Consider the following 20,862-nt stretch of genomic DNA (forward strand, 5'->3'; position numbering starts at 1 on the left):
TTCCGTGTCTGAGAATTCGCGAACCCTCGAGCCCGTCAAGTTTCCTCGCTACGAACGTCGCGGCTTGTTCATGGGCTTGAAGTGGTATCAGTTGCTCCTCCTGGCGTGCGGCGTCCTTGTGGCGAGTGTGGCCTCAGCGGCTAACGGACCGGTTGGACTATTCGCGTCGGGACCGATGTGGCTCGGGTTGATGCTGCTCGGATTGCTGCAGTACTCACGGATTCCCTACCCGGTATGGGCGGGCCATGCTGTCCTGTTCTTCCATCGATCATTAGTCAGTCAGACTCGTTTTCTCGTCCGGCCTGAGCGGGCTGTACTTGCGGGCCGTCTGGCGCTCCCGGGCGGGTTGGGAAACCTCGAGCTCCGTCGAACCTCGAGGGGCGAGTCCTTCATCATTGACGCCCGGGGCAAGGAGGCCATTGCCGTGCTGCGGTGCAGCACAAGGTCATTTGCGCTCTTGGACACGGACGACAAGGCCTGGGCAGTGCAGGCCTGGTCCCGTGTTCAGGCAGGTATGGCCCAGCGCAGCACTGTCGCGAGAATTGCCGTCCAGGATTACACGGTTCCGTATCCGTCGAAGGCGTTGCGTGACTTCTACGAACAGGCCGTGCCCGAACGAACGGGCGGGACCGGCGAATTGAGCTGGGGCGAGCGTTCGTATGAGGATCTGATTTCCGCGGCTGGGTCGGCCATGAGCCACGACCTGCTTCTGACTCTTGTAGTGGACACGGCCAAGGCCCGGCGTCGGATCAAAGAGTCGGGTGGGGGACTGGTCGGCGTCGAACGAGTGCTCCGGCTGGAAGTGGAGGCGATAACCACGGCACTTGGCACTCACAGCGTCAAGGTGGAGGAGTGGCTTCCCGAGGACGGAATCCTTGACGTCCTACGCGGCGCCTTCGATCCGGCCGCCGTCGCCGTTCACCGGTCGGCACCAGCCGCCGAACCCAAGCGCAACAGCGATACGGCGTCCAGGCTGCCTTCAGGCCCCATGGCCGTCGAGGAGCACTGGACTTACGTACGCACCGACTCCGGCTTTCATCAAACGTTCTGGATCGCTGAATGGCCGCGGCAGAAGGTCTTTCCGGGCTTTCTGCATCCGCTGATCTACGTGGGCGATTTCCGCCATACGGTGACTGAAGTGATCCGGGCAGTGCCCACAACTGAGGCACTGCGGGATATCCGCTCTGCCCAAGAAGCCCATGAAACCCGGCGTCGAATCAACACAAGGTTCGACAGGCCCCTCACACGTGAGCAAAAGGCAGAAGAGGAGGAAGTGGCCCAGCGGGAGGAAGAGATCGTCGCTGGCCACGGTGACGTGCGGCCGGCGGCATACGTCACGATCACGGCAGCGACGCTTGAGGATCTGGCGAGACACAGGCAGGAGCTTGAATCGGCAGCTGCAGGGGCCTTCGTTGAATTGCGGTTGCTGGCCGGGCAGCAATGGGCGGCTTTCGTGGCCGGTGCCCTTCCGTTCGGGAGGGGGCTCCGATGAAGCGGTCCGTCCAAAATGTTCAATACCTGCCGTCGGGTGACAACCGCCGACAGGCGAAGGAACGGCGCCGGCACAATGTGGCGGGGGAGAGCGGACCGTGGTTGTCGGCCTTGCAGAGCTTCGGAGAGAGGCTCGACGACCGGCTGGACGGTAGCGAACACGGTGGGGACTGGGGGAACCGGGAACCAAATTCTTTGCGTGGCCCGCATCGGTTGCGGCCCGCACCGCACCGCGCTTCCACGCTGACGTTTGCGGCGGCCTATCCGTTCATCACTGAGTCGGGTCTGGGCCATGAGGGAACCTACATCGGCACGGACGTCTTCGGATCCGGGGCTTTTTCCTACGATCCGTGGATTCTCTATGACAAGGGTGTCATCAGTGGCCCGTCGATCGTTGTCATCGGCACCGTGGGCACAGGCAAGTCCATGTGCGGAAAATCCTTGGTTGCCCGCTCGATCACCCTGGGGCGGAAAGCGGCCGTGGCGTCAGACCCTAAAGGTGAATGGGTTGCGGTGGCCAACGCTGTTAGCGGCAAAGTCATTTCTGTCGGCCCCGGCCGCTCAGCCCGCGTGAACCCTCTCGACGCTGGTCCGCGGTCTAGCGCGCTGAGTGAGGCGCAGTGGCAGGCCGTGGTCCGCCAGCGCCGTCGATATCTTTTGGTGGCGTTGGTGTCCCTTATGCGGCAGGGGATGCCTCTGCGTCCCGTCGAACATACTGCGTTGGACATGGCGCTTATGGAGACAGTCGCGCAGAACTCGAACCCGACGCTGCCCATGGTCCTAGATCATCTGCTGAACCCCTCGAAGGAAACGATCGGACTCGTCGGAAGGGACGGGGGCACGGCTGTCAGCCACTCGCTGCGACGCACCGTGTCGGGCGACTTGGAGGGAATGTTCGATGCCCCTTCCACCGTCGCCTTCGACGCCGATGCACCCATGATGGTGATGGACACCTCCGCCCTGATTGGTGCCTCGGAGCAGGCGCTGTCCCTCGCCGCAGCGTGCGGCGCCACCTGGCTGGAGGCAGCCGTCACCAACCCCGACGGCGGCAAGCGGCTGGTGGTCTACGACGAGGGCTGGCGGATGCTTGCCGACCCCTACATGCTGGCCAAAATGAGCGAGCAGTGGCGACTTGCCCGCACCTATGGGATCGCGAACCTGCTCATCATGCATAAGGTGGCCGATCTCAACGAGATCGGCGACAGCACCAGTGGACACCGCCAGAAAGCCCTTGGGCTCCTCACTGAGGCCGACACCCGGATCATTTACCGCCAGAAGCACGACGCCATGCGCCTGACCAAGGAAGCTCTTGGTCTGACTGAAGCCGAATGCGAACACGTGGAGAACCTTCCCAAGGGCGTAGGGCTCTGGAAGGTCGGCAACCGCTCCTTCATCGTCGCCAACCGCGTCACCACGGATGAGCTCGAAGTCTTCGGCACCGACGACCGGATGATCTGATGTTCACTCACCCACGAGCAGGAAACACCAGCCCCCTAATTACCGCCGGACTCGTCGCACTCTCTGGCTTCGTGTGCCTTTCCTTCCTGGTCCAGGGAGCAGCCCGCCTCGTCGTCACTTGGCGGTGTGGCACCACGCCGCCGTCGCCCCCAAACCCGGCCGCCGCCGTCGGACTCTTCAGTGGCCGGATCGATTGGATCGTGCGCCGAACTCCCGATTGCGACGTCGGCACGGGCGATGTGTGGTGGTTGGTCGCCCCGGTACTGGTCGCGGTCGCAGCGCTCGCGGTGAGTGGTATCTGGGCGTGGCGGAGTTGGAAGCAATCGGGGGCTTGGCTGCGGCAGGAGATCTTGAACCGGGATGGGATCGCGCGCCGCTCTGAGATTCTGCATGATTTCGGTGCCAGGGCTGTTCGGAGGCGGGGGAAGTTCACCCGTCCCGGGTTGAGCAACCCGACTGTTCAGGACGTGTCCTGGACACTCGGCCGCTCCCGCGGTGTCACGATTCACGTCTCAACTGAAGAATCGATGGTGATCCAGGGGGCGCCGCGTTCCGGCAAGGGACTCTACGTGGTGATCAATGCCATTCTGGACGCGCCCGGCGCCGTGGTGACGACGTCCACCCGGGCGGACAATCTCGTGGTCACGATGAAAGCCCGCGCCACGGGGGACAGGCCGGTGACCGTTTTCGATCCGCAGGGAATGTCTGGACTACCTTCGACGCTGCGCTGGTCTCCAGTCCGCGGCTGCCAGGACCCGGATATCGCCACACGCCGGGCCTTGGTCATCACCGCCGACACTGAGATGAAAGGTGAAAACGCGGCGTGGCAGAAGCGCTCACTGATCGTCCTGCAGTGTCTGCTCCACGCAGCAGCATTGTCCGGAGAGGGTGTGCGCGCCTTCCGTCGTTGGTCCTCAAGCCCGGTGTTGGCGCGTGAAGCACTGGAGGTACTCAGCCGCCCCGGGGCTGCACTGGGGTGGCAGGCCGACCTGATGGGAATCCTCGAAGACGACCCGAGGAACACATCCAACTCCTGGATCGGAGTCTCGGCGGCTGTGGCTCCATTGTCTTCGCCCAAAGTGTTGGCTGCGCTGGACCCTCAGGAGGAATCAGAGGAGTTTGACCCGAAGACCTTCATCCGTGATCGCGGAACGCTCTATCTGATCGGTACAAGAGCGGGTGCGGCAGCAGCAGGGCCGTACCTGTCTGCGCTGATAGACGACATCGATTATGCAGCCCGGGAAATGGCCTTCGTCTCACCTGGCGGCCGGCTCGATCCGCCACTGTCTTTGATCCTGGACGAGATCGCCAATCTTGCTCCCTGGCCCGGCTTACCCATTGCCCTATCGGACGGAGGAGGCATCGGCATCTCAACACTTGTCGTGCTGCAGTCGCTCTCCCAAGCCCGGACAGGGTGGTCCATAGACGAGGCCGCCACCATCTGGGATTCGGCCATCATCAAGGTGATCTTCGGCGGCGGCTCCGACGAACGTGACCTCCGCTCGCTCGCCGGACTACTGGGGGAGCGGAGCCTCACTCTCAACACGCGCTCATGGTCGTCCCAAGGCCGTCAGGACGGCGAGCAGATCCGCGAGAGCCCGGTCATCGCCCTCGATGAGATCCGCCGACTGCCTGCCGGCACGGCCCTCATGCTTGGCCGGCGCACCAGACCGATCCTGCTGGACCTGCGCGAATGGCACAAACGCAAAGACGCAGCCGAACTTGGACGCTCCAAGGCAGAGACCGAACGCGCCCTCACCGAAGGGCACAAACTGAGACAGCAAATACCCGAAGGAACCAACGATGGGGAACTATGACGACGTCGAACACTTTGACATTCCCTCAGCCGGAGCGGCCGACGACGAGCTGACAGCCGAGCTGTTCCGCTCGGCCTTCCGAGCTCCGAACGGTTCGCAGGGCACGACCCATCGATGGCGGGACATGAGCCAACAGCAGGCCGAAAGCGTCTGGGCCGCGCTCGCAAACTGGGTGAGATGGCTGGTCGCGACCTACCAGCTGACGACGTCAGTGGTTCCCGATTGCTGGTGGAAGCATCCCGAGATCGTCGCGGAGCTCTACTCCCTGCAGCGGGCAGAGCAGGCGTCGTACACCACTGACGATGCTGGCTTCGGACCCCTGGCCTTTCACGAGAGGCTCCCACACGCCGTCGAACGCCTCAGAACTCATACTCGAACGGCCGGCTGCGTCGGCCTGCAGTCACACAAAGAACCCATCCCGAGAGTTCTCACGGTGGATGGTCCTGAGTTCATCGAGTGGCAGGCGGCTCACCATCAACTCGGGGCCGAACTCTGAAGTCATGCCGTCCGCGCGTCTGAGGACATGAACAGATATCCGCGTTTACGGATTCCAAGAAGCATGGAGGTGGCTGTCGTGGCTCCTAGAGGTGAGGGCGTATCGCGCTCCGAGGCGCAGGATCCTGCGCCCGCCATGGTGGCTTTGGGCCAGTCGCGCATGACACCGGAGGAACGCATCTCCGTCCTGACGGAGGGCCTCCACACGATCCTGGAACTAGCCGTTGAATCACCTTCCCACTGGCAGGTACTGCTGGACGCTTCGGCCACGCTGTGGCGATACTCCGGCGGGAACGTGGCCCTGCTCATGATGCAGATGGCACAGCGCGGCACCGACGAGCCTACTTTGGTCGCGGGCTACAAGGAATGGGAACGTCATGGACGCACTGTACTGAAGGGCGAGCATGCCCTCTGGGTGATAGCGCCCTGCACAGCACGCATGCAGGAGTTCACACTTCCTGATGGGACACGGCAGCGGATACCCGTCGGTGAGAAGGTTCCCCGTGGCGCCGTCGACGACGGAAAGAAGACGGTCATCACCGGGTGGCGCGGACAGGCAGTCTTTGATGTCTCGCAAACCCAAGGGAAACCGCTGCTCGTGCCGCGAGTCGGCGCCGGGCCCGGCGTCGACGCCTCACAGCTTTTCGGATCGTTAGCAGAGGTCGCTCGCCGGCACGGCTTCGAAGTCCACGTCGACGCCGCCCAATACGGACTCACCAGCGGCTACACGGATTTCGCCAAGCACCGCGTCCAAGTGGGAGCGTGGCTGAGCACCGAGGAGCGCACCGCGGTGCTCGCCCACGAGCTCGGGCACGTCCTGCTGCACGGCCCGGACGACGCCGTCGGGCGGCTTTACGGCAGCAGTGCAGACCACCGCGGGCTTGCTGAAGTCGAAGCCGAGTCTGTTGCGTATACGGTTCTGCGGGCCCACGGGATCGACCGCGGCCCACAATCGGCTTCCTACCTCGCCGGATGGGCGGACGCCGTCATCGAAACGGAAACTGGTGTTTTGGCGGAGGGTGCGAACCGCAAACTTCCCGCCTCCCGCGTCGATATTGCGAAGTCCGTGCTCGGACGAGTCACAGCAGCATCGAAGGGGATCCTCGAAGTCACTCATCCACCTGGCTTCGGGGGCAAGGTACCCGCTGTCGACGCCGACCCACGGCTCAACCCGGCGGTGTCCTACATCGGCCTGGGACAGCCTGCGGTGTCTGCAGACGGGCCCACAATCATGGGCCCTGGAGTCTGACTCAAACTATCTGTCCGGCGGGAGAGTCCCGCTGGGACCGGAAAGGAAAAGAACAATGAGCACCAAAATCTCGATCAGCATCGCCGGCAACCTCGTCGCCAACCCCGAACTCACCTACGGCGATTCCGGAGTGGCCCACGCCAAGCTCCGCGTCGCCGTGAACCAGCGAATCCAAGGAGCGGATGGGACCTGGCAAGACGGTGAACCCGTCTTCCACAACGTCTCGGCCTTCCGCGCGCTGGCAGAAAACGTATCCAACTCACTGAAGAAGGGCGACCCCGTTACCGTGGCAGGAGAGCTCGAATTCCGTTCGTATGAGAAGGATGGTGAAAAGCGAGAGGCGCGCCGCATCGTTGCCGACACTATCGGCCCGGACCTGCGCTTCGGCACTGCTGCCTACCAGCGGTCGGCTCGCACTGCAGTTGCTGGACCGGATGCCGGCGTTGGGACCGATCTCCAGGCATCAGCTGCAGCGGAAGCCGCCTCGCCTGTATACAACATTGCAACCAAGAGCCCGGTGGTGGTGCCCCCTTTCGGGGCAGCGGCGGTGAATGAGATGGGGTACTAGGAGTCAGGCACCTCTGGCGGAGGTTAGGTCCAAACGATTTCCAAGGCACGAAGTCGGAATTGGCGTCACTGGTTTGCTTCACAGCCGTTACGGATGCTCTTCTACTTCTTAAGACGATCAGCAACCCCTTGAGTTGTTTACTTCAGGGTAAAGAATCAGATATCAAGCTCCTCTGCCGGTTGGAGGAGCTTCCCTGAGATTCGCGGCTGATTCATAGACACACTCCGGCAAGCTTTCGCCACCCGTTTCTGGATCACCAATCGAACTCGAAGCGTCATTCTTGGAACGCCGTTCAACAAGATCGGCGCAGGGTTCTTTACTAACCGGCGGTAATCCAGCGATGTCAAAGCCGTTCTTGGCGAGCTCGACTAATAGTGCCGATCAGATTGCCCACAAGCCCCGGAACCACGCCTAGTCAGCTGCAATCTCGCGTGAGCGCCCGGAGTCCGGAGCTACTAGGGGACTTTTCCGGATGTCCGCTTGAGGTTCCCAGCGGGCCCGGATGAAGGCATAACCCACCCGATTGCGCTGTGTCGGCGCCGGCGCAATCTCAGCCCAATCGCGTCGTCGGCATCAGGAAATTTAACGGGATGCCGCGCGATATTCGCCGGGGGTGGTGTTGTACCGCTCAATGAATTTGGCATGAAAATGCGAAGGCGACTTGAAGCCGGAAAGGCGTGCAACCGAATCGACGGTGAGTTCCGCTGAGGGGTTCTCCAGCAAGCTCGCGCCCCGATACAGGCGCGCGGTCAGCAAGCAATCTTCTATTCCACGGCCGGCTTCGCTAAACGCGCGAAACAGTGTCCTTCGTGACACGTTGACAGCTTGAGCAATCGCCTCGGAATTGATGCCCTCCTCGTGACAGTGCGACCGGATATAGTGCAGTGCTTGCTGAAAGATAGCACTCCGCAGCGGCTCTCGTTGCTGGGAACCAAACTGGGCCATCGCAGCGAGGTTGGAAACGGCGTCCATGGCCGAGGCGTGGATCCCGGTTTGTGCTTGAGTCGGATACGGATTGCACAACTCATTTATGAATGCGAGCCAGGGGCGAGGTGCGGCGGCCGCGGCTAACCTGACGGCTCTTAGCGCTGCAGAGCGCCCGGCGAAGGTGGGGTGCTTCGAGATTGACTCGGTAGGCAGATGAAGCACAAACTGTGTGAACGGCGTTACACACTCGACGGTGTAGGGCACCGTGAAGTCAAGGAAAACTAAATCTCCAGTGTCGACTGTAGCGCGTCTATTTCCTTGCGTCACGATGCATCTCCCGGCCTTCTGCCAGATCATTTTTGTGACGCCGACGTTCTCCTTTGCTACCTGTGCCGGGGTGCGCCGGGAGACCAACTCAGTCGCCCGAACCCGGTACATAGAGATGTTTCCAAGGTGCGACATGCTTAAATCGGCGGCGAAGCCATCTCGATTGAGTAACACAAAGTCGGTTTCCGAGTACCACTGATTCATGATGTCCCGCCACCCTGACAAGGATGAAGTCGCGCGCTCGTCGGTAAACGGCCCAGTCATGGCCACGTTTAAGGGCGATTCCCCTTGACTATCCGGTTTCTGCGGGGATGAACGACCCGACCATTCACTCATGGGGGCGATACTCTCGTGGGATGTCGATATCCTTGTTGGATTCTGGAGCTCACAGCAAGCCACAGTTGTGCTCGGTATCTTACTCCGCCCTTTGATGGCCCCGCTAGGAACCGCGTTGACTCATTTGAAATCCTCCGCGTAGCGGCGTGGTTCGCAAGTGCGGCGGTGGTTGGGGGCTACACCCGTTTTCATGGAGATAGCGATGGCGCAGCGGCAAGCTGTGACGAAGAAGACCTCACATATTAGGGTGCTGATCATGCATGGAAGTCCCGCATCCTGAACGAACGGGTCGAGCCGACCGGTTGGCACCACGACTACGCCCGGGCGCAGAAGAACTGGGACAGGGTCGGCTACCCGCGCTACGACACCACCGCGGAACTGGCCAAACTCAACGAGATCTGGGAGCTGGACCGTGTCTTTACCAACTACCCGCTGCCCCAGCAGAAGCTACTTTCCAAGCACCGGCACGGCGCGAAAGTCACCAAGAAACACGACGCGCCGGCCGCACCCTACCAACGCGCGATCCGGCACGAGAGGATGCGCAAAGGCCTGGTCATCCAAATGAACACCGCCTTCAAGGGCATTGAGCCCGGAGCCCTCTCATGCCAGATCCTCGCCCTCACCGGGCAGCTGGAAACACTGGCCTGGCTAAAAAACCAGCAGCCCTCAAACCCGTCAACCGCGGCTGGAACAACTAGCCATCGCGGAGGCTCTTCAACGAGGCAATAGGGAACCGTGTTTTTCGTGGAAAGCCGCCGCGTTGCGGTACATCCCTGAGAGGAATCTCTGTGCAGCGGTATGATTCACAACATTGGCAGCGGACGCAAAAATGGTTCCTTTTTCGCTGCGCTGGCGGTGGCCCGGCGGTAAGCGGTGGCAAGAAAGAGCCCGCGGCCTACCTGAGCGGCCGGGCCCACATTAGGCGGGTGAGCCGGGCAGAATGAGCGCGATCAGCTCGCCGTCGCTCACCTTCGAGCGGGTGACGCTCAAAGGTGAGCGGGAGGACGGTGCGATGGATCGGCGTCTGTGTCTGATTCGAGATCATCTGGCCGGACCGCTCGGACAAGGTCCAGCAGCTCTTCCGTTCCTCCTCCGACAAAAGCCTGGCGACCGCCTCTGCGCGGCTCGGACCAGGCGAACGATTGAGCCGGTAGATGCCTGGATCCGGTCAAATCGCCAACTGGGCCCGGACGACCGCGGCCGTAGCAAAAGCTATGGGGCCCTATATAGCAGAAGCACTGCCGCCAAACGAGGTGAGTTTGCGGATGCCACTCGGTCAGAGGTATCCGGGGTTATGCGCGGGACTGTTTGCGACTCCACGATGCCGCGATCCGCGCAAGTTTGTTCAACATCGCTCAGGCAGTTCGAAATCGCCCGCAAGCTTGTCCAGGTCCACCCCAGCGAGCAGATCACCCACAGGTGTGGTCGGGATGCCGTTCAACTGGTGCACGCCGCCTCGCTGACTACGATCTCCGCCGAACGAATATTCCACGACATGCCGGACTGGCGTACGGTTGATATGCAATTGGAAGATGTCGGGCCTCGAGTAGTGGCCAACGGGGTCAGCTCCGGCACGCGCGGTTTCGATCTCGGCGATATCGAGGTCCGCGATGAGAAGCCCCTCTTCATTCGGAGCCAACGGGGTCCCCAGAGAGGCGCCATTTGGGCTCCAGATTCGAGAGCAGCCGCCACCGACGAGCAGGTTCTGACGCGTTTCCTCGTCATGAACAAAAAAATCCACTCCCGACTGGGTCATTGGGTTATGCGCTTCGATCACGAAGACTTGGCCTTCCACGGCGTACGTCTGGTTAACCGCGTTGGTCACTTCCGGTCCGAATGTGTGGGCCAGATGTACGTAGCTTGACTGGTTGGGCCAGGATGCCGCATGGATCTGTTCGCCCATGCTGAAAAGGGTGTACTTGCTGAGCGGCTGCAGGTGCTCCCAGCAGTTCAATGCCCCGACGCGGCCGACCGAGAGTTCGTGGACCAGAAGGTCTGCCCCCGTGCCATCTCCATAGATGGAACGTTCGACATGGGTCGGTTTGAGTTTCCGGCGGACCGCGACCAACTCACCGAGTTCGGAGATCACCGCCTGTGAAATGTACAGGCTGCCGCGGTCATATTCGGAGAACCCCATGACTACAGCGATCCTATTGTCGCGAGCAGCCCGTGCAAGCTGTTTGATCTCAATTCCGTCGCGGGCGATCGAATTCGCATGATAATCGGGCACGAAACGGGATGCGTAGGAAAATGGCCCGTGCCAAATCCACCAAGGGTACCCGGGGATGTACACCTCGGGGAACACAATCAGTTCGACATCCCGCCGAGATGCCTCTTCTATATATGCAATTGCCTTCTCGACTGATGCTCTGGCGTCGAGCCATACCGGCTCCACCTGGGCGGCCGCAGCACGCACAGTTTTGAATTTCATGAAACACCTCACATTTTCTCTGGGTCGGCTGACCCCAAGGAGCGGACAGCCGCTGTTAATACGACGGTAGTCCTCGCCTCCTGTCGTGCAGCCCGCTTGAGTGTCACGTCTTCTGCGCTACAGTGCCAATAGCCGGATTCTGATCGTCTAGTCGTTGCCTGCTTTCATGCTCAAGGGACCAAGCAGCCTTCGCGGAAGGTGGATCGGAATCCACTACCGCGAACAGTGCATGTCAGAGAGGCAACAACACGATGGAACGTAAATCGCCCAGGGGATGGTGGCCTGCATAGCAGCAATAGCCCTCGCCGCCTGTGGTGCCCAGGAACAAATCAGGGTCGAATGTGGCGGCTGGGCATAGATGGGCGGTAGGTACCCTGAATACCCAGTCGATGGATGGTCGCCCCGATGTCACAGCTTTCTGCCCTGACAAGCCCATAACCATCGGGTACGCAGACACGGACAACAAAACACGCTTGGAAGAAGACCGCGGCGGAACTCGTTTGGGTGGAGGCGGAGAAATGCAAATACATCCGGCGGGTCATTCCGACGGACGCTGGGGGAAGCCCCGAGAACAGCTCGCACATTAGCGGTCTGGTCGCCCAGGGAGTCTCAGCCATCGTCACCTTCGACAACTTCGAAGAGGGCGCTCTTCCGGCACTTCGGCATTGCAGCAGGTGCCAATTTCCGATTGTTGCGCATCCAGGTGGCACGTGCGAGGTACCGACTATCCCGATGTTATTCTTCAGGACTTTGACAGCATCGGCGGAGGCTGGGCTGACTGGGTCGTGAAGAAACTCGGCGGTGGCGGGAACGTTGTGATGCTGGAGAAGTCCCGGCAACCCAAAATCGCAGGCCTATCTGGATGGTTTTAAGAAACGCGCTGCGGAAAAATATACCAACATCAAACTACTCAGCAACACGCCGGTCGCCACGACGTGGACGCTTGAGGGCGCCCAGCAGGCGACTGCGGGTCTCATAAGTGAATATGGCAGTAAAATCGATGCGATTCTGTCCGATTTCGGCCTAGGGTTCCCTGCCGTTTAGCGCGCTTATGCGGCCGCTAATACGCTGATGCCGCTATTCACCACCCTGGCAATGTCGAATGAGGCCGGCTGTCCGGTCTTACAGGTCAAGAAGTCAAACCCAATTTCGAGTTCATATCCTTCGATCAGACTGCGAAGATGAGTTTGGTCGCACTGCGCCGAGCACTCGCCGCCGCGATGGGTAAGGAAAACCGGGAGTCGTCCATGGTTTCGCTTACCCCGGAATGGGCGGATACCGCTGTTGCTTTGTTTAGAACACCACTTCCTCTAGCGCTGATGTAGCGGCCTTTGGTCCTCGATTTCGACAGGGTCCGCGCTGGGAGCCCACGCAAAGTAATTTGAGGCCCGTATGTAGTAAGTGGCCGGCCACGGCGCACCAAGCTGGATCTGGGTCGGATCGGGTGATATCAACAAGACGGATCCTGCCCAGATGGGTTCCGGCAGGACTTCCAGCCATGCCGGCTGAACGTGACCGAAGCGATTCCAATTGATCGTGATCCACGAGCCGGTGGGTTCGAGGGCGTCGACGCTGAGGACTGTGATTTCTGCGGTCGTGCCACGTGTTCGGCGCGCATCCTCGAGGTGACGCCACTTTGCGTTGGCTTCCAGAAGCCAAGCGCGTCGGCGACGAAACCGCACCCGCCAGACTGCGCCGACGATGACGGCGCCGCTGAGTACAGCGGCCCAGCCAAGCAAATGCGCCGCATCAAGAGGCCGGCTGAAAGCCAGGCTTCCGACAACATACGCTAGGCAAAGCGCAACTGCCGCGCTGGTGAGAACCAGGGCGGGCGTCGCAACTTTCGGTTTAATGGCTGGGTTCGAGATCATGGCATGCCTTCCCGGCTATTTTAGAGCTGCCAGCCGACATTGATAAGGCTGGCCCCTCGGGAAACAGAGTCTTCCACCCGCGGACCAGGCTGGTGGTGCGCGACGGAGCTGAACCTCGTCTGGTCAATAGAGCGCCGAATGTTCTCGTACTGCGATTTCTGTTCCCACTCGTAGTCCACTGGAATAGGTCCGAGCGGAAGCGGCGAGTTGTCGATGCCCCATCTGTCTCGGTAGGCAGCGACACTACTAATCACGGGGACTGTGTCATCCACGCTTGCCACCTCCTTCAGAATCTCGAGGAGGTTTCGCTTCCATTCAGGGTCCGTAATGAGAGCTCTTCTGCTGACCTCATCAGCCCTGCGCTTGATCCGATCCGCCACTTGGCTGACCATGTCTGTGAGATCGGGCCGGTCCGTGTGAACCGGGTCTGGGATAAGCGCAGGTTCACCTTCGGGCATTCCTGCCATGAAGTTACGGAGCCGGGCATGGATGACCGCAGTGACGTCTTTTGCTGACGTGCATGTCTCCAGCGCATTTGCAACGATCCGCTGGGCAGTTGATCGGCTGATTTCTGTGGATCGGCGCCAGGCTGCCACAGTCGCTCCCCACGAAGGGGATTGCTGGAGTTCGCCAACATTTCCGGGGCATTGCGCCTGGAGGAATTTAGTCAGGTCTCCGGCGGCTGCGATTTGTGCGAGGTAGTCGTATTCGGCGCTGAGCCGTTCCAAGCTGTCGTCGCTGAGCTGTTCGGCGTCGCGGACTTCGTGTGCGGTCCGTTCGGCACCTTCGGCAGCGAGCACCTCTCCCAGGATCCCACGCCATGACCCTTGCAACGTGGGATCAAGAGGCTCGGCATCGGTAGGGTCAACGTCGCAGACATAGGCGTAGTTTCCCAGGCGGCCGCGGGTCATGCTCACGTACAGAAGCTCGCGGGTGAGTCGCCCCCGTGTGACGACGCTGTGGCCGGTGTCCACCGTGAGCCCTTGGGAACGGTGGGCGGTCGTCGCGTATCCCAGCTCCACTGCAGACTCAACATAGTCTCTGTGCAGCGTGACTGTGGCTCCGGTGTCCCGGCGGACCGCGGTGAGGGATCCGCAGCGTCTTCCGGCTTGCACGACGTCGAGGAGGGTGCCGTTGCGGATGAAGTCGCCATTGCTGTCGGCTACGGTGCGGTCGTTGCGGCGCGCGATGATCGTGTCACCGCGCCCGGCACGCATCCCGTCGCCCAGAAGTACTGCCTTTTCGGCATCCACATGACCCTGGATCACCCGGTCTGCCTGGGCGCGTTCGTTGAGCATGCCGACGGTGTCGTTATCCGCAGCGATGAGGATCGACGACCTCCCGGCCAGGATGTCGGATTGCCAGTTCAGATAGGCCTGTTCGACCATGTTCAGATACGTGCCGTGCCGGATCCGCTGATGCCGGTCGTAGTCAGTAATCGCTGCGATGTCCCCTTTGCGGAGCTTCAGCGAGGCCTCACGTTCCCAAGGGTGCTCGAACCGCCAGATGGTGCTGAGCCGCGCGGTCTTGCCCTGCCGGTCCAGCCAGCCGAGAACACCGCCGGCGTCGATCGCATCCAACTGCCCGGGATCGCCCACCAACAGGACCTTCGCCCGGGCATCCCGGGCCTGATGCACCAAGGCGGACAGCTGAAGAGTGGACACCATCGAGGCCTCGTCGACGACAACCAACTGGTTCGGTTGAAACCGCCACCTGTTCTGCTCGGCGGCCAGCCGGGCAGCGTCCTGCGCCAAGCCGATCTTTGTCCGTACGAAGGTACCCAGGAGGGTCTCGATGGCGAAGAAACGTTCAGCCCGACGGCTCGCTCCAGCACCGGCTGACTCGTAGAGCCATTTCGAGACATTCTCCGTGATCATCGACAGCTCCCGTCCCAAGACCTCGGCGCTCGCCGCCGCAGGCGCCAGTCCGATTACGCTGCCGGGTCCGAATTCTGCTTCCCACGCGGCCTTGACTCCGGCGAGAGTGGTGGTCTTGCCGGTGCCCGCCGGACCGACGACGGCGTCGAGCCGGTTCCCGCTCAATAGCACCCCGGCCGCGGCGGCCCTCTGGTCCTCATGCAGCCCGAACGTGCCCTGGTGTTGGTAACCGGCGAGTACCTCCCTGGCGACGGTCGCACCGACGGCCGGCCCGTCGTCGTCGTTCCTTGCCGCGAAGACCGCCTCCTCGCAGGCGAGCGTCGTGGCGTCGGTGTAGAGGCGGGAACCGTGGAAGTCGAAGACGCTCCCCTTGCCGAGCCGGAGATCGGGCCGCGCGTCCGCGGGGACGCTGTACCGGTAGTCGTTCAGGGGGACGGATTGGGCTTCGGCGGCGGTGGCGACGGTGTCTATCAGGGCGTTGCGATCCTCCGGTGTGTGGCAGCGGATCGCGGCGCACGCCCGTTCGGCCTCGGCGAGGAGGTTCCAGCGGTTCCAGGTGGCGCGCTTGGTGGCGACACGATCCCGAATCAGGGAAGCCACAGCGTCGATCCAGCCGGCGGTGAAGTCGGACGAACGGAACGGATTGGTCCGGGACCGCCTCACCGTGTTGGCGAGCACGAGCCGGGGGTCGAAGCCTTTGGTGACGGCTCTTGCGCGCCACCGGGCGGAGAGCTCGTGCAGTGGCATGATGGTGTCGGGTTTGGCGGTTCGGGTGGAGAGGGTGGCCTGTTGGCGGAGCTTGATGGTGGTTGTCGCGGAAGGGGGAGTGCCGCGGGTTGTGATCCATTCGGCGACGAGGCGGTCGGTTTCGGCCTCGATGAGGCGGGAGCGGTGGGAGAATTCGCGGAGCAACTCGTCGTCGATGCCGGTAACCTGCGGGCCGGGGTTGCGGGTGATCGCTGTGGGCTGGCGTATCTCGGTGTCGGTGCCCAGGTTACGTTGCAGGGCGTCGAAGAGCAGACCGTTGTAGTGCTCGCTGGCGGCGACGGCGGCCTTGTAGAGCGTCCTGGAGTCCAGCGTGACCCAGGCGCCGTCGGCGATCCGTTGGACACGGTTGGCGATGACCAGATGTGTGTGCAGCTGAGGGTCTCCGGCGCGCGACTCCCAGTGGTCAAACGCCGCCGCGATGGCGCCCCGGGTGCCGACGTATGCGACGCCGTTGCGTCCTGCCCGCGTGTGAATGACGAGTTCCTCGAGCCACTCGAGTGTGGCGGTGACGGCGTCGTGGTGGGTTTGCAGGATCTTGTCCTGGAGGGACCTGGGGCTCAGTGCCCAGAGCACGGACACGGACTTGGGGACGCTGAACGTCAGGTCGAAAGCGGCCACGGCCCGACGCGTTGCGGGTTGTCCAAGTGTGTTTTGAACGACGGCGGGTTGGCCGTGCGGCCGGCCGAGGGGAACACCGGTGTCCGGATGGATGGTGTGGTCGAAGATGGCTTTGGCGTCGGTTTCGGTGACTGCGTCACCGATGGTGCGGTTGATTCCGTTTAGTCCGGAGCCCAGCCAGCGTCCCTGCGGGGTTCCGGCCTTCATGTAGTAGGTGGTTGCGTCCAGGGGAGTGGGCGAGACGTCGTCCATCATCGTTGTCTTGAACAGGTACTTCAGGCCGGACTGTGCGGAGAGCCGGGCGATCGACATGGTCATGGCCGGGGGGTGGGGGACTGCTTACGGGCTGGTTTCCATCCGCGACGGCGAAGGATGTCTAACGTTGCGCGGTCTAGTGCGACCCGTTGTGCGTGCGAGACTGCAACCAATCGGGCGGCGACGTGCGCCAGATCTTGGATATTGATTCGTTGGGCGCGTTTGAGACGGGCAAGCTCGCTTTGGAGGAGTCTGATGCGGTCGTGTTGCTCCGTGTTCTCCTCTTCGACGCGTTCAAGTTCTGATAACTGAGATCGGAGTGCTGCTTGGAGGGTGTCGATGCGCTGTAGGTGGATCTTGGTGGGTAGGTCATCTTGTTGGCTCGCGGCCGGTTGGTGGGCGGTGAGCTTCGGAGCGCACTCCGTTTCGGGGCCGTCGCTGGCCGGCGGCGGCACCGTCCTTCCTCGCGTTCGGTGCCGTCGTCGGCGGTCGCGCTGCCTGTTGGCGCAGCGCGTCGTACAGAACCGCTGAGAGGTGCGAGACGGATCAAAGCTTTCAAGGCATTCGGCGCAAACTTTTCTACTCACGTCGGTTCATCAATGCTGAATACAACCGCTACATGACATGCCGTGAGCCAGCGCTCACGGTCAATGCCTTGGATGCCAGAGGTGTAGCTCATGCGGGAGTATCTTCCGCGGGCCGAGGGGTGAGAATTGTGGTGCCGCTTGGTGACGTCTATTCACATTGGTGCGGGTGAGCCCGTAGACGTGTATGACGCGGGGTCCGTGGGGGTGCCGGATTGTTGCCGTAGAGCAGTGCGCCACGAGGCGCTGTTTGTTACGAATGGAGGTGGGAGACCTTCGTCGCTTCGCCGTCGTAGCGGCGGGGTGAAGCTGGAGGCAGCCGTTCTCGGGGATCACCGAGAACCGGTGGGAGCAGCCTCGACAAAGCCGGGCCGATTCAGGACTGCCGGATGGGTCGGGCCCGGTGAGCGAGACGGGAAGGTATACGAGAGGAACCGGTGTCGTTACGCCTCTTGAGGCAACGCCAGCTCCAACCCGGTGGATGTGGGCTGGTATGCGGTGCACGCCCGCCCCTCATTTCGGGCGGGGGACTCCTGGTCCGGTTTGCTTTTCGCGGCCAGGAGGCCACGGTGAAAGCCTGCGGGGTAGCCGTGGCGATGCCGCAGGGGTAGAGCCGGGTGCCTAACCCGTTAATCGGACGACAGTGAACGTGGGAACCATCTGTAACCGTTCCATTAGCCACTCCCGGCCAGGGAGAGGGCGGGATGGATGGGCCTGATGCCGGTCGAAGGTTGCGGGTGGGGCGGAGCCGCCGTAGTACTCCGGGCCGGGGAAAGCCCGCGCACATGGGGAAGGGCGGCAGCGTGTCAGTTAACGAAAGGTGTGCAATGTTCGAAGAAGCGCCGGTGAATACCGGCGCCGTGCATTGGCCGGATCCTGATTCGGCTTTCTGGACGGTACGAAGCATGCAGATCAAGTTGCATCGTTGGGCGAAGGAGGATTCCTTTCGCCAGTTTGGTGACCTGTTTAACCTTGTCTATGATCCGGCGTTCTTGGTGCACGCGTGGGAACGCGTGTCCTCCAACGCCGGGGCACGGACGCCGGGGGTGGACCGGGCCACGGTGGCTTGGGTCGAGTCCCGGATTGGGGTAGAGGCCTTCCTGGGCCGCGTTCGTGCCTTGCTGAAGTCAGGCGAGTTCGAGCCGGTCGAAGTGCGACAGGTGCATATACCGAAAGCGGGCGGGAAACTCCGCAAGCTGGGTATCCCCACCGTCGCGGATCGGGTGGTCCAGGCGAGCCTGAAGGCGGTGTTGGAACCCATTTTCGAGGCGGATTTCAAACCGTGCTCGTATGGGTTTCGACCTAACCGCCGGGCCCAGGACGCAATCGCCGAGATCCATTTTCTGGCCAGTCACTGGCATGAGTGGGTGCTGGAGGCCGACATCCAGGCGTGTTTCGATGAAATCGGGCACACGCCGTTGATGGAACGGATACGGCATCGGGTCAAGGACAAGCGGGTTCTGGCGCTGGTCAAAGCGTTCTTGAAGGCCGGGGTCATGACGACGTCCGGGCTTCGGGAGGAAACGCTGAGCGGCACCCCACAGGGCGGGATACTCTCCCCGCTGCTGGCGAACATCGCGTTATCGACGTTGGATGAGCACTTTGATGAGCAACGGCGAGAACAGATGGGAACCGACCAGCAGCGGGCCAAACGCAAGCGCGATGGCCTCGGCAACTGGAAGATCATCCGCTACGCGGACGACTTCGTGGTGATGGTGTCTGGAGAACGCAGGCACGCTGAGGCGTTGCGGGAGGAGGTGGCCGAGGTGCTCGCCCCGATGGGGTTGCGGCTGTCTCCGGAGAAGACCCGTGTGGTCCACATTGACGAGGGTTTCGACTTCCTCGGTTTTCACATCCATCGCCGACGGAAACGAGGAACACAGAAACGCTGCGTTTACACCACACCTTCGAAGAAGGCCGTCCAGTCGGCCAAGGACAAGGTGCGGTACAAGACGCGCAGGTCAACTCTGCACATGAGTCTGGGAGAGCTGATCATCAGTCTCAACCGGACGTTGCGGGGATGGGCGACATACTTCCGGCACGGTGTGTCCTCGCGGGTATTCCAGCAACTCGACAGCCACGCTTGGTGGCGGATCGTTCGCTGGATACGCACGAAATACAAGGGCAAGAGCCGGGTCAGCATGAAGGAAGTGCGCCGTCGTTTCTGTGACCAGGGATGGCGGATCGCCCATGAGGGGGTCGTATTCACCGGCGCATCCAGCGTCGCAGTGACCCGTTACCGCTACCGCGGCAGCACCATCGCGACCCCCTGGACAACCAAACCGGCAGCCGCTAATAGCGGCTGACCAGCGGTCAAGACACGTGGAGAGCCCGGTGCGTTGAGAGGCGCACGCCGGGTTCGGCGGGCGGGCCGCAGAAACCCACCAGGAGCAATCCCGGCAGGGCGCTGCGGTCCGACCCAACCGTGGGTCTGTTTCCTGATCAGAGGATCCTCCAAGCGGCGCTGATATTGATTCTCGCTTCAAAGGATGGGTGATTCTGATGGACGTGATGTTCGAACGCGTTGTCGGGGTGGACATCGGCAAGAAATCGGTGACTGTGTGCGTGCGCACCCCAGGGCCGGGCGGTGGTCGTCAGGGCGAGACGCGCACGTTGCGGACGATGACGCGCTCGCTAGAGCTGATGAGGGACTGGCTGGTAGGGCAGGGCGCCACGCTGGCGGCGTAGGAGTCGACCAGCACCTACTGGAAGCCGGTGTCCTACGCCTTGGAATAGCGGATGGAGTGCTGGCTTCTCAACGCCGCCCACATGAAGGCTGTCCCGGGCCGCAAAACCGTCCTCAAGGACGCTGAGTGGATTGCCCAGCTCCTGGAGCGTGGCCTGCTGCGACCCTCGTTCGTGCCCTCTCCGCCGATCCGCCGTCTGCCCCTGCTGCCGCGTTACCGGGTGCAGCTGATGGGAGATCGGAGCAGGGATGCCGGACGGCTGGAGAAGATGCTCGAAGATGCCAGCATCAAGATCTCTTCGGTTGCTTCGTCCGTGACCACCGTTTCCGCACGTGCCATGCTCGCGGCGTTGATCGCCGGGAAGGTCGACCGGAGGTCTTGGCACAACCGGCCAAGAGAAAAATGCGGTCCACGATCCCGACCTGATCGAGGCGTTGACGGGCCACTTCGATGCCGATCACGCCGGCTCGCCACAGCGATGCTGGGTCGTATGGACCGGGTTGAGGCCGCCTTGGCGGCCCTTGATCAGGCCATTGTGGACGCCTCGCGCCCGTGGGCCCATCAGATCGAGTTGCTGCAGAAGATCCCGGGTGTGGGGCTCAAAACCGCGCAGGTCACAATCTCCGAAACGGGAGCAGGGATGACCCGGTTCCCGTCGGCGGGGCATTTGGCAGCCGGGGAAGGTGTCGCGCCGGCGATCCACGAGTCAGCCGGCGCAGGACCCCGGCGCAAGGCACGGAAACAAGTGGCTCACCTCGGCACTGGTCGAGACCTACCTCGGGGCGCAACAAGACCGCATCGCTTCCCGCCGCGGCGCCTGATGGGCACAGATCGCGGGCGCCCACTCAATCCTCGATAGCGCCTACTAAATGCTCGACCACGACGAGCCCTACCGCGACCTCGGACCGGAGTGGCTGCAGCGCCGTCACGAGCAGGCCCGGACCCGACAGCTGGTCGCCCAACTCGAACGGCTCGGACACACCGTCGTCATCGACCGGCCGCGTGCGTTCCAGGCCCACCTATTGCCCGGAGCGACACCTCCGGTGGGTCATCTACGCCCTGCTCGGGTTATTCACGGGTCTGTAAACGGAATGAACGAATTG

At 62.1% G+C, this 20,862-nt stretch carries 14 protein-coding genes; 9 read left to right on the plus strand and 5 right to left on the minus strand.

Annotated elements, in window-relative coordinates; genetic code table 11:
* Positions 1-4: 4 nt before the first annotated feature.
* The 6 genes from ACSKT0_RS08510 to ACSKT0_RS08535 all read left to right on the plus strand — a co-directional run bounded on the left by ACSKT0_RS08510 (position 5) and on the right by ACSKT0_RS08535 (position 7,078).
* Positions 5-1,492 carry an SCO6880 family protein gene (locus ACSKT0_RS08510; protein WP_437773327.1) on the plus strand — a complete coding sequence of 496 codons (1,488 nt, stop codon included), beginning with the start codon at positions 5-7 and terminating at the stop codon, positions 1,490-1,492.
* Positions 1,489-2,949: an ATP-binding protein gene (locus ACSKT0_RS08515; protein ID WP_437773328.1), complete on the plus strand. Its 1,461-nt coding sequence runs from the start codon at positions 1,489-1,491 to the stop codon at positions 2,947-2,949. The genes ACSKT0_RS08510 and ACSKT0_RS08515 overlap by 4 nt, the downstream gene beginning before the upstream one ends.
* The gene (locus ACSKT0_RS08520) at positions 2,949-4,766 is read left to right on the plus strand and encodes a type IV secretory system conjugative DNA transfer family protein (protein ID WP_437773329.1); all 1,818 of its coding nucleotides are present in this window, start codon (positions 2,949-2,951) and stop codon (positions 4,764-4,766) included. Before ACSKT0_RS08515 ends, ACSKT0_RS08520 begins: the two co-directional genes overlap by 1 nt.
* The gene (locus tag ACSKT0_RS08525) at positions 4,753-5,262 is read left to right on the plus strand and encodes a hypothetical protein (protein WP_437773330.1); all 510 of its coding nucleotides are present in this window, start codon (positions 4,753-4,755) and stop codon (positions 5,260-5,262) included. Before ACSKT0_RS08520 ends, ACSKT0_RS08525 begins: the two co-directional genes overlap by 14 nt.
* Positions 5,263-5,331: 69 nt before the next feature.
* Positions 5,332-6,510, plus strand: coding sequence for an ArdC-like ssDNA-binding domain-containing protein (locus tag ACSKT0_RS08530; protein ID WP_437773331.1), 1,179 nt, complete (start codon positions 5,332-5,334; stop codon positions 6,508-6,510).
* Positions 6,511-6,565: 55 nt separating this feature from the next.
* A complete protein-coding gene (locus ACSKT0_RS08535) occupies positions 6,566-7,078 on the plus strand; it encodes a single-stranded DNA-binding protein (protein ID WP_437773332.1) in 513 nt (170 codons plus the stop codon).
* 582 nt (positions 7,079-7,660) lie between these two features.
* Here ACSKT0_RS08535 and ACSKT0_RS08540 read toward each other — a convergent pair.
* From ACSKT0_RS08540 to mobF, 4 genes are all read right to left on the minus strand, one after another.
* Positions 7,661-8,668, minus strand: a complete 1,008-nt coding sequence (locus ACSKT0_RS08540; RefSeq protein WP_437773333.1) for a helix-turn-helix domain-containing protein — start codon at positions 8,666-8,668, stop codon at positions 7,661-7,663.
* A 1,345-nt stretch (positions 8,669-10,013) separates the two neighbouring features.
* Positions 10,014-11,099 carry a carbon-nitrogen hydrolase family protein gene (locus ACSKT0_RS08545; protein ID WP_437773334.1) on the minus strand — a complete coding sequence of 362 codons (1,086 nt, stop codon included), beginning with the start codon at positions 11,097-11,099 and terminating at the stop codon, positions 10,014-10,016.
* 1,310 nt (positions 11,100-12,409) lie between these two features.
* A complete protein-coding gene (locus ACSKT0_RS08550; RefSeq protein WP_437773335.1) occupies positions 12,410-12,970 on the minus strand; it encodes a hypothetical protein in 561 nt (186 codons plus the stop codon).
* Between the two features lie 20 nt (positions 12,971-12,990).
* The gene (mobF, locus tag ACSKT0_RS08555; protein ID WP_437773336.1) at positions 12,991-16,551 is read right to left on the minus strand and encodes a MobF family relaxase; all 3,561 of its coding nucleotides are present in this window, start codon (positions 16,549-16,551) and stop codon (positions 12,991-12,993) included.
* A 1,348-nt stretch (positions 16,552-17,899) separates the two neighbouring features.
* Between mobF and ltrA the strand changes: the two genes are divergently transcribed.
* From ltrA to ACSKT0_RS08570, 3 genes are all read left to right on the plus strand, one after another.
* Positions 17,900-19,378: a group II intron reverse transcriptase/maturase gene (gene ltrA, locus ACSKT0_RS08560; protein WP_437773337.1), complete on the plus strand. Its 1,479-nt coding sequence runs from the start codon at positions 17,900-17,902 to the stop codon at positions 19,376-19,378.
* A gap of 187 nt (positions 19,379-19,565) precedes the next feature.
* On the plus strand, positions 19,566-19,760 hold the full coding sequence (locus ACSKT0_RS08565) for a hypothetical protein (protein WP_437773338.1): 195 nt from the start codon (positions 19,566-19,568) through the stop codon (positions 19,758-19,760).
* A gap of 51 nt (positions 19,761-19,811) precedes the next feature.
* A complete protein-coding gene (locus tag ACSKT0_RS08570) occupies positions 19,812-20,618 on the plus strand; it encodes a transposase (protein WP_437773339.1) in 807 nt (268 codons plus the stop codon).
* On the opposite strand, the gene ACSKT0_RS08575 is transcribed toward ACSKT0_RS08570, so the two are convergent.
* Positions 20,605-20,739, minus strand: coding sequence for a hypothetical protein (locus ACSKT0_RS08575; RefSeq protein WP_437773340.1), 135 nt, complete (start codon positions 20,737-20,739; stop codon positions 20,605-20,607). The genes ACSKT0_RS08570 and ACSKT0_RS08575 overlap by 14 nt on opposite strands.
* Positions 20,740-20,862 lie beyond the last annotated feature (123 nt).

The organism is Arthrobacter sp. KNU40 (genome assembly GCF_051515115.1).
In the GTDB taxonomy this organism is placed as follows: Bacteria; Actinomycetota; Actinomycetes; order Actinomycetales; family Micrococcaceae; genus Arthrobacter.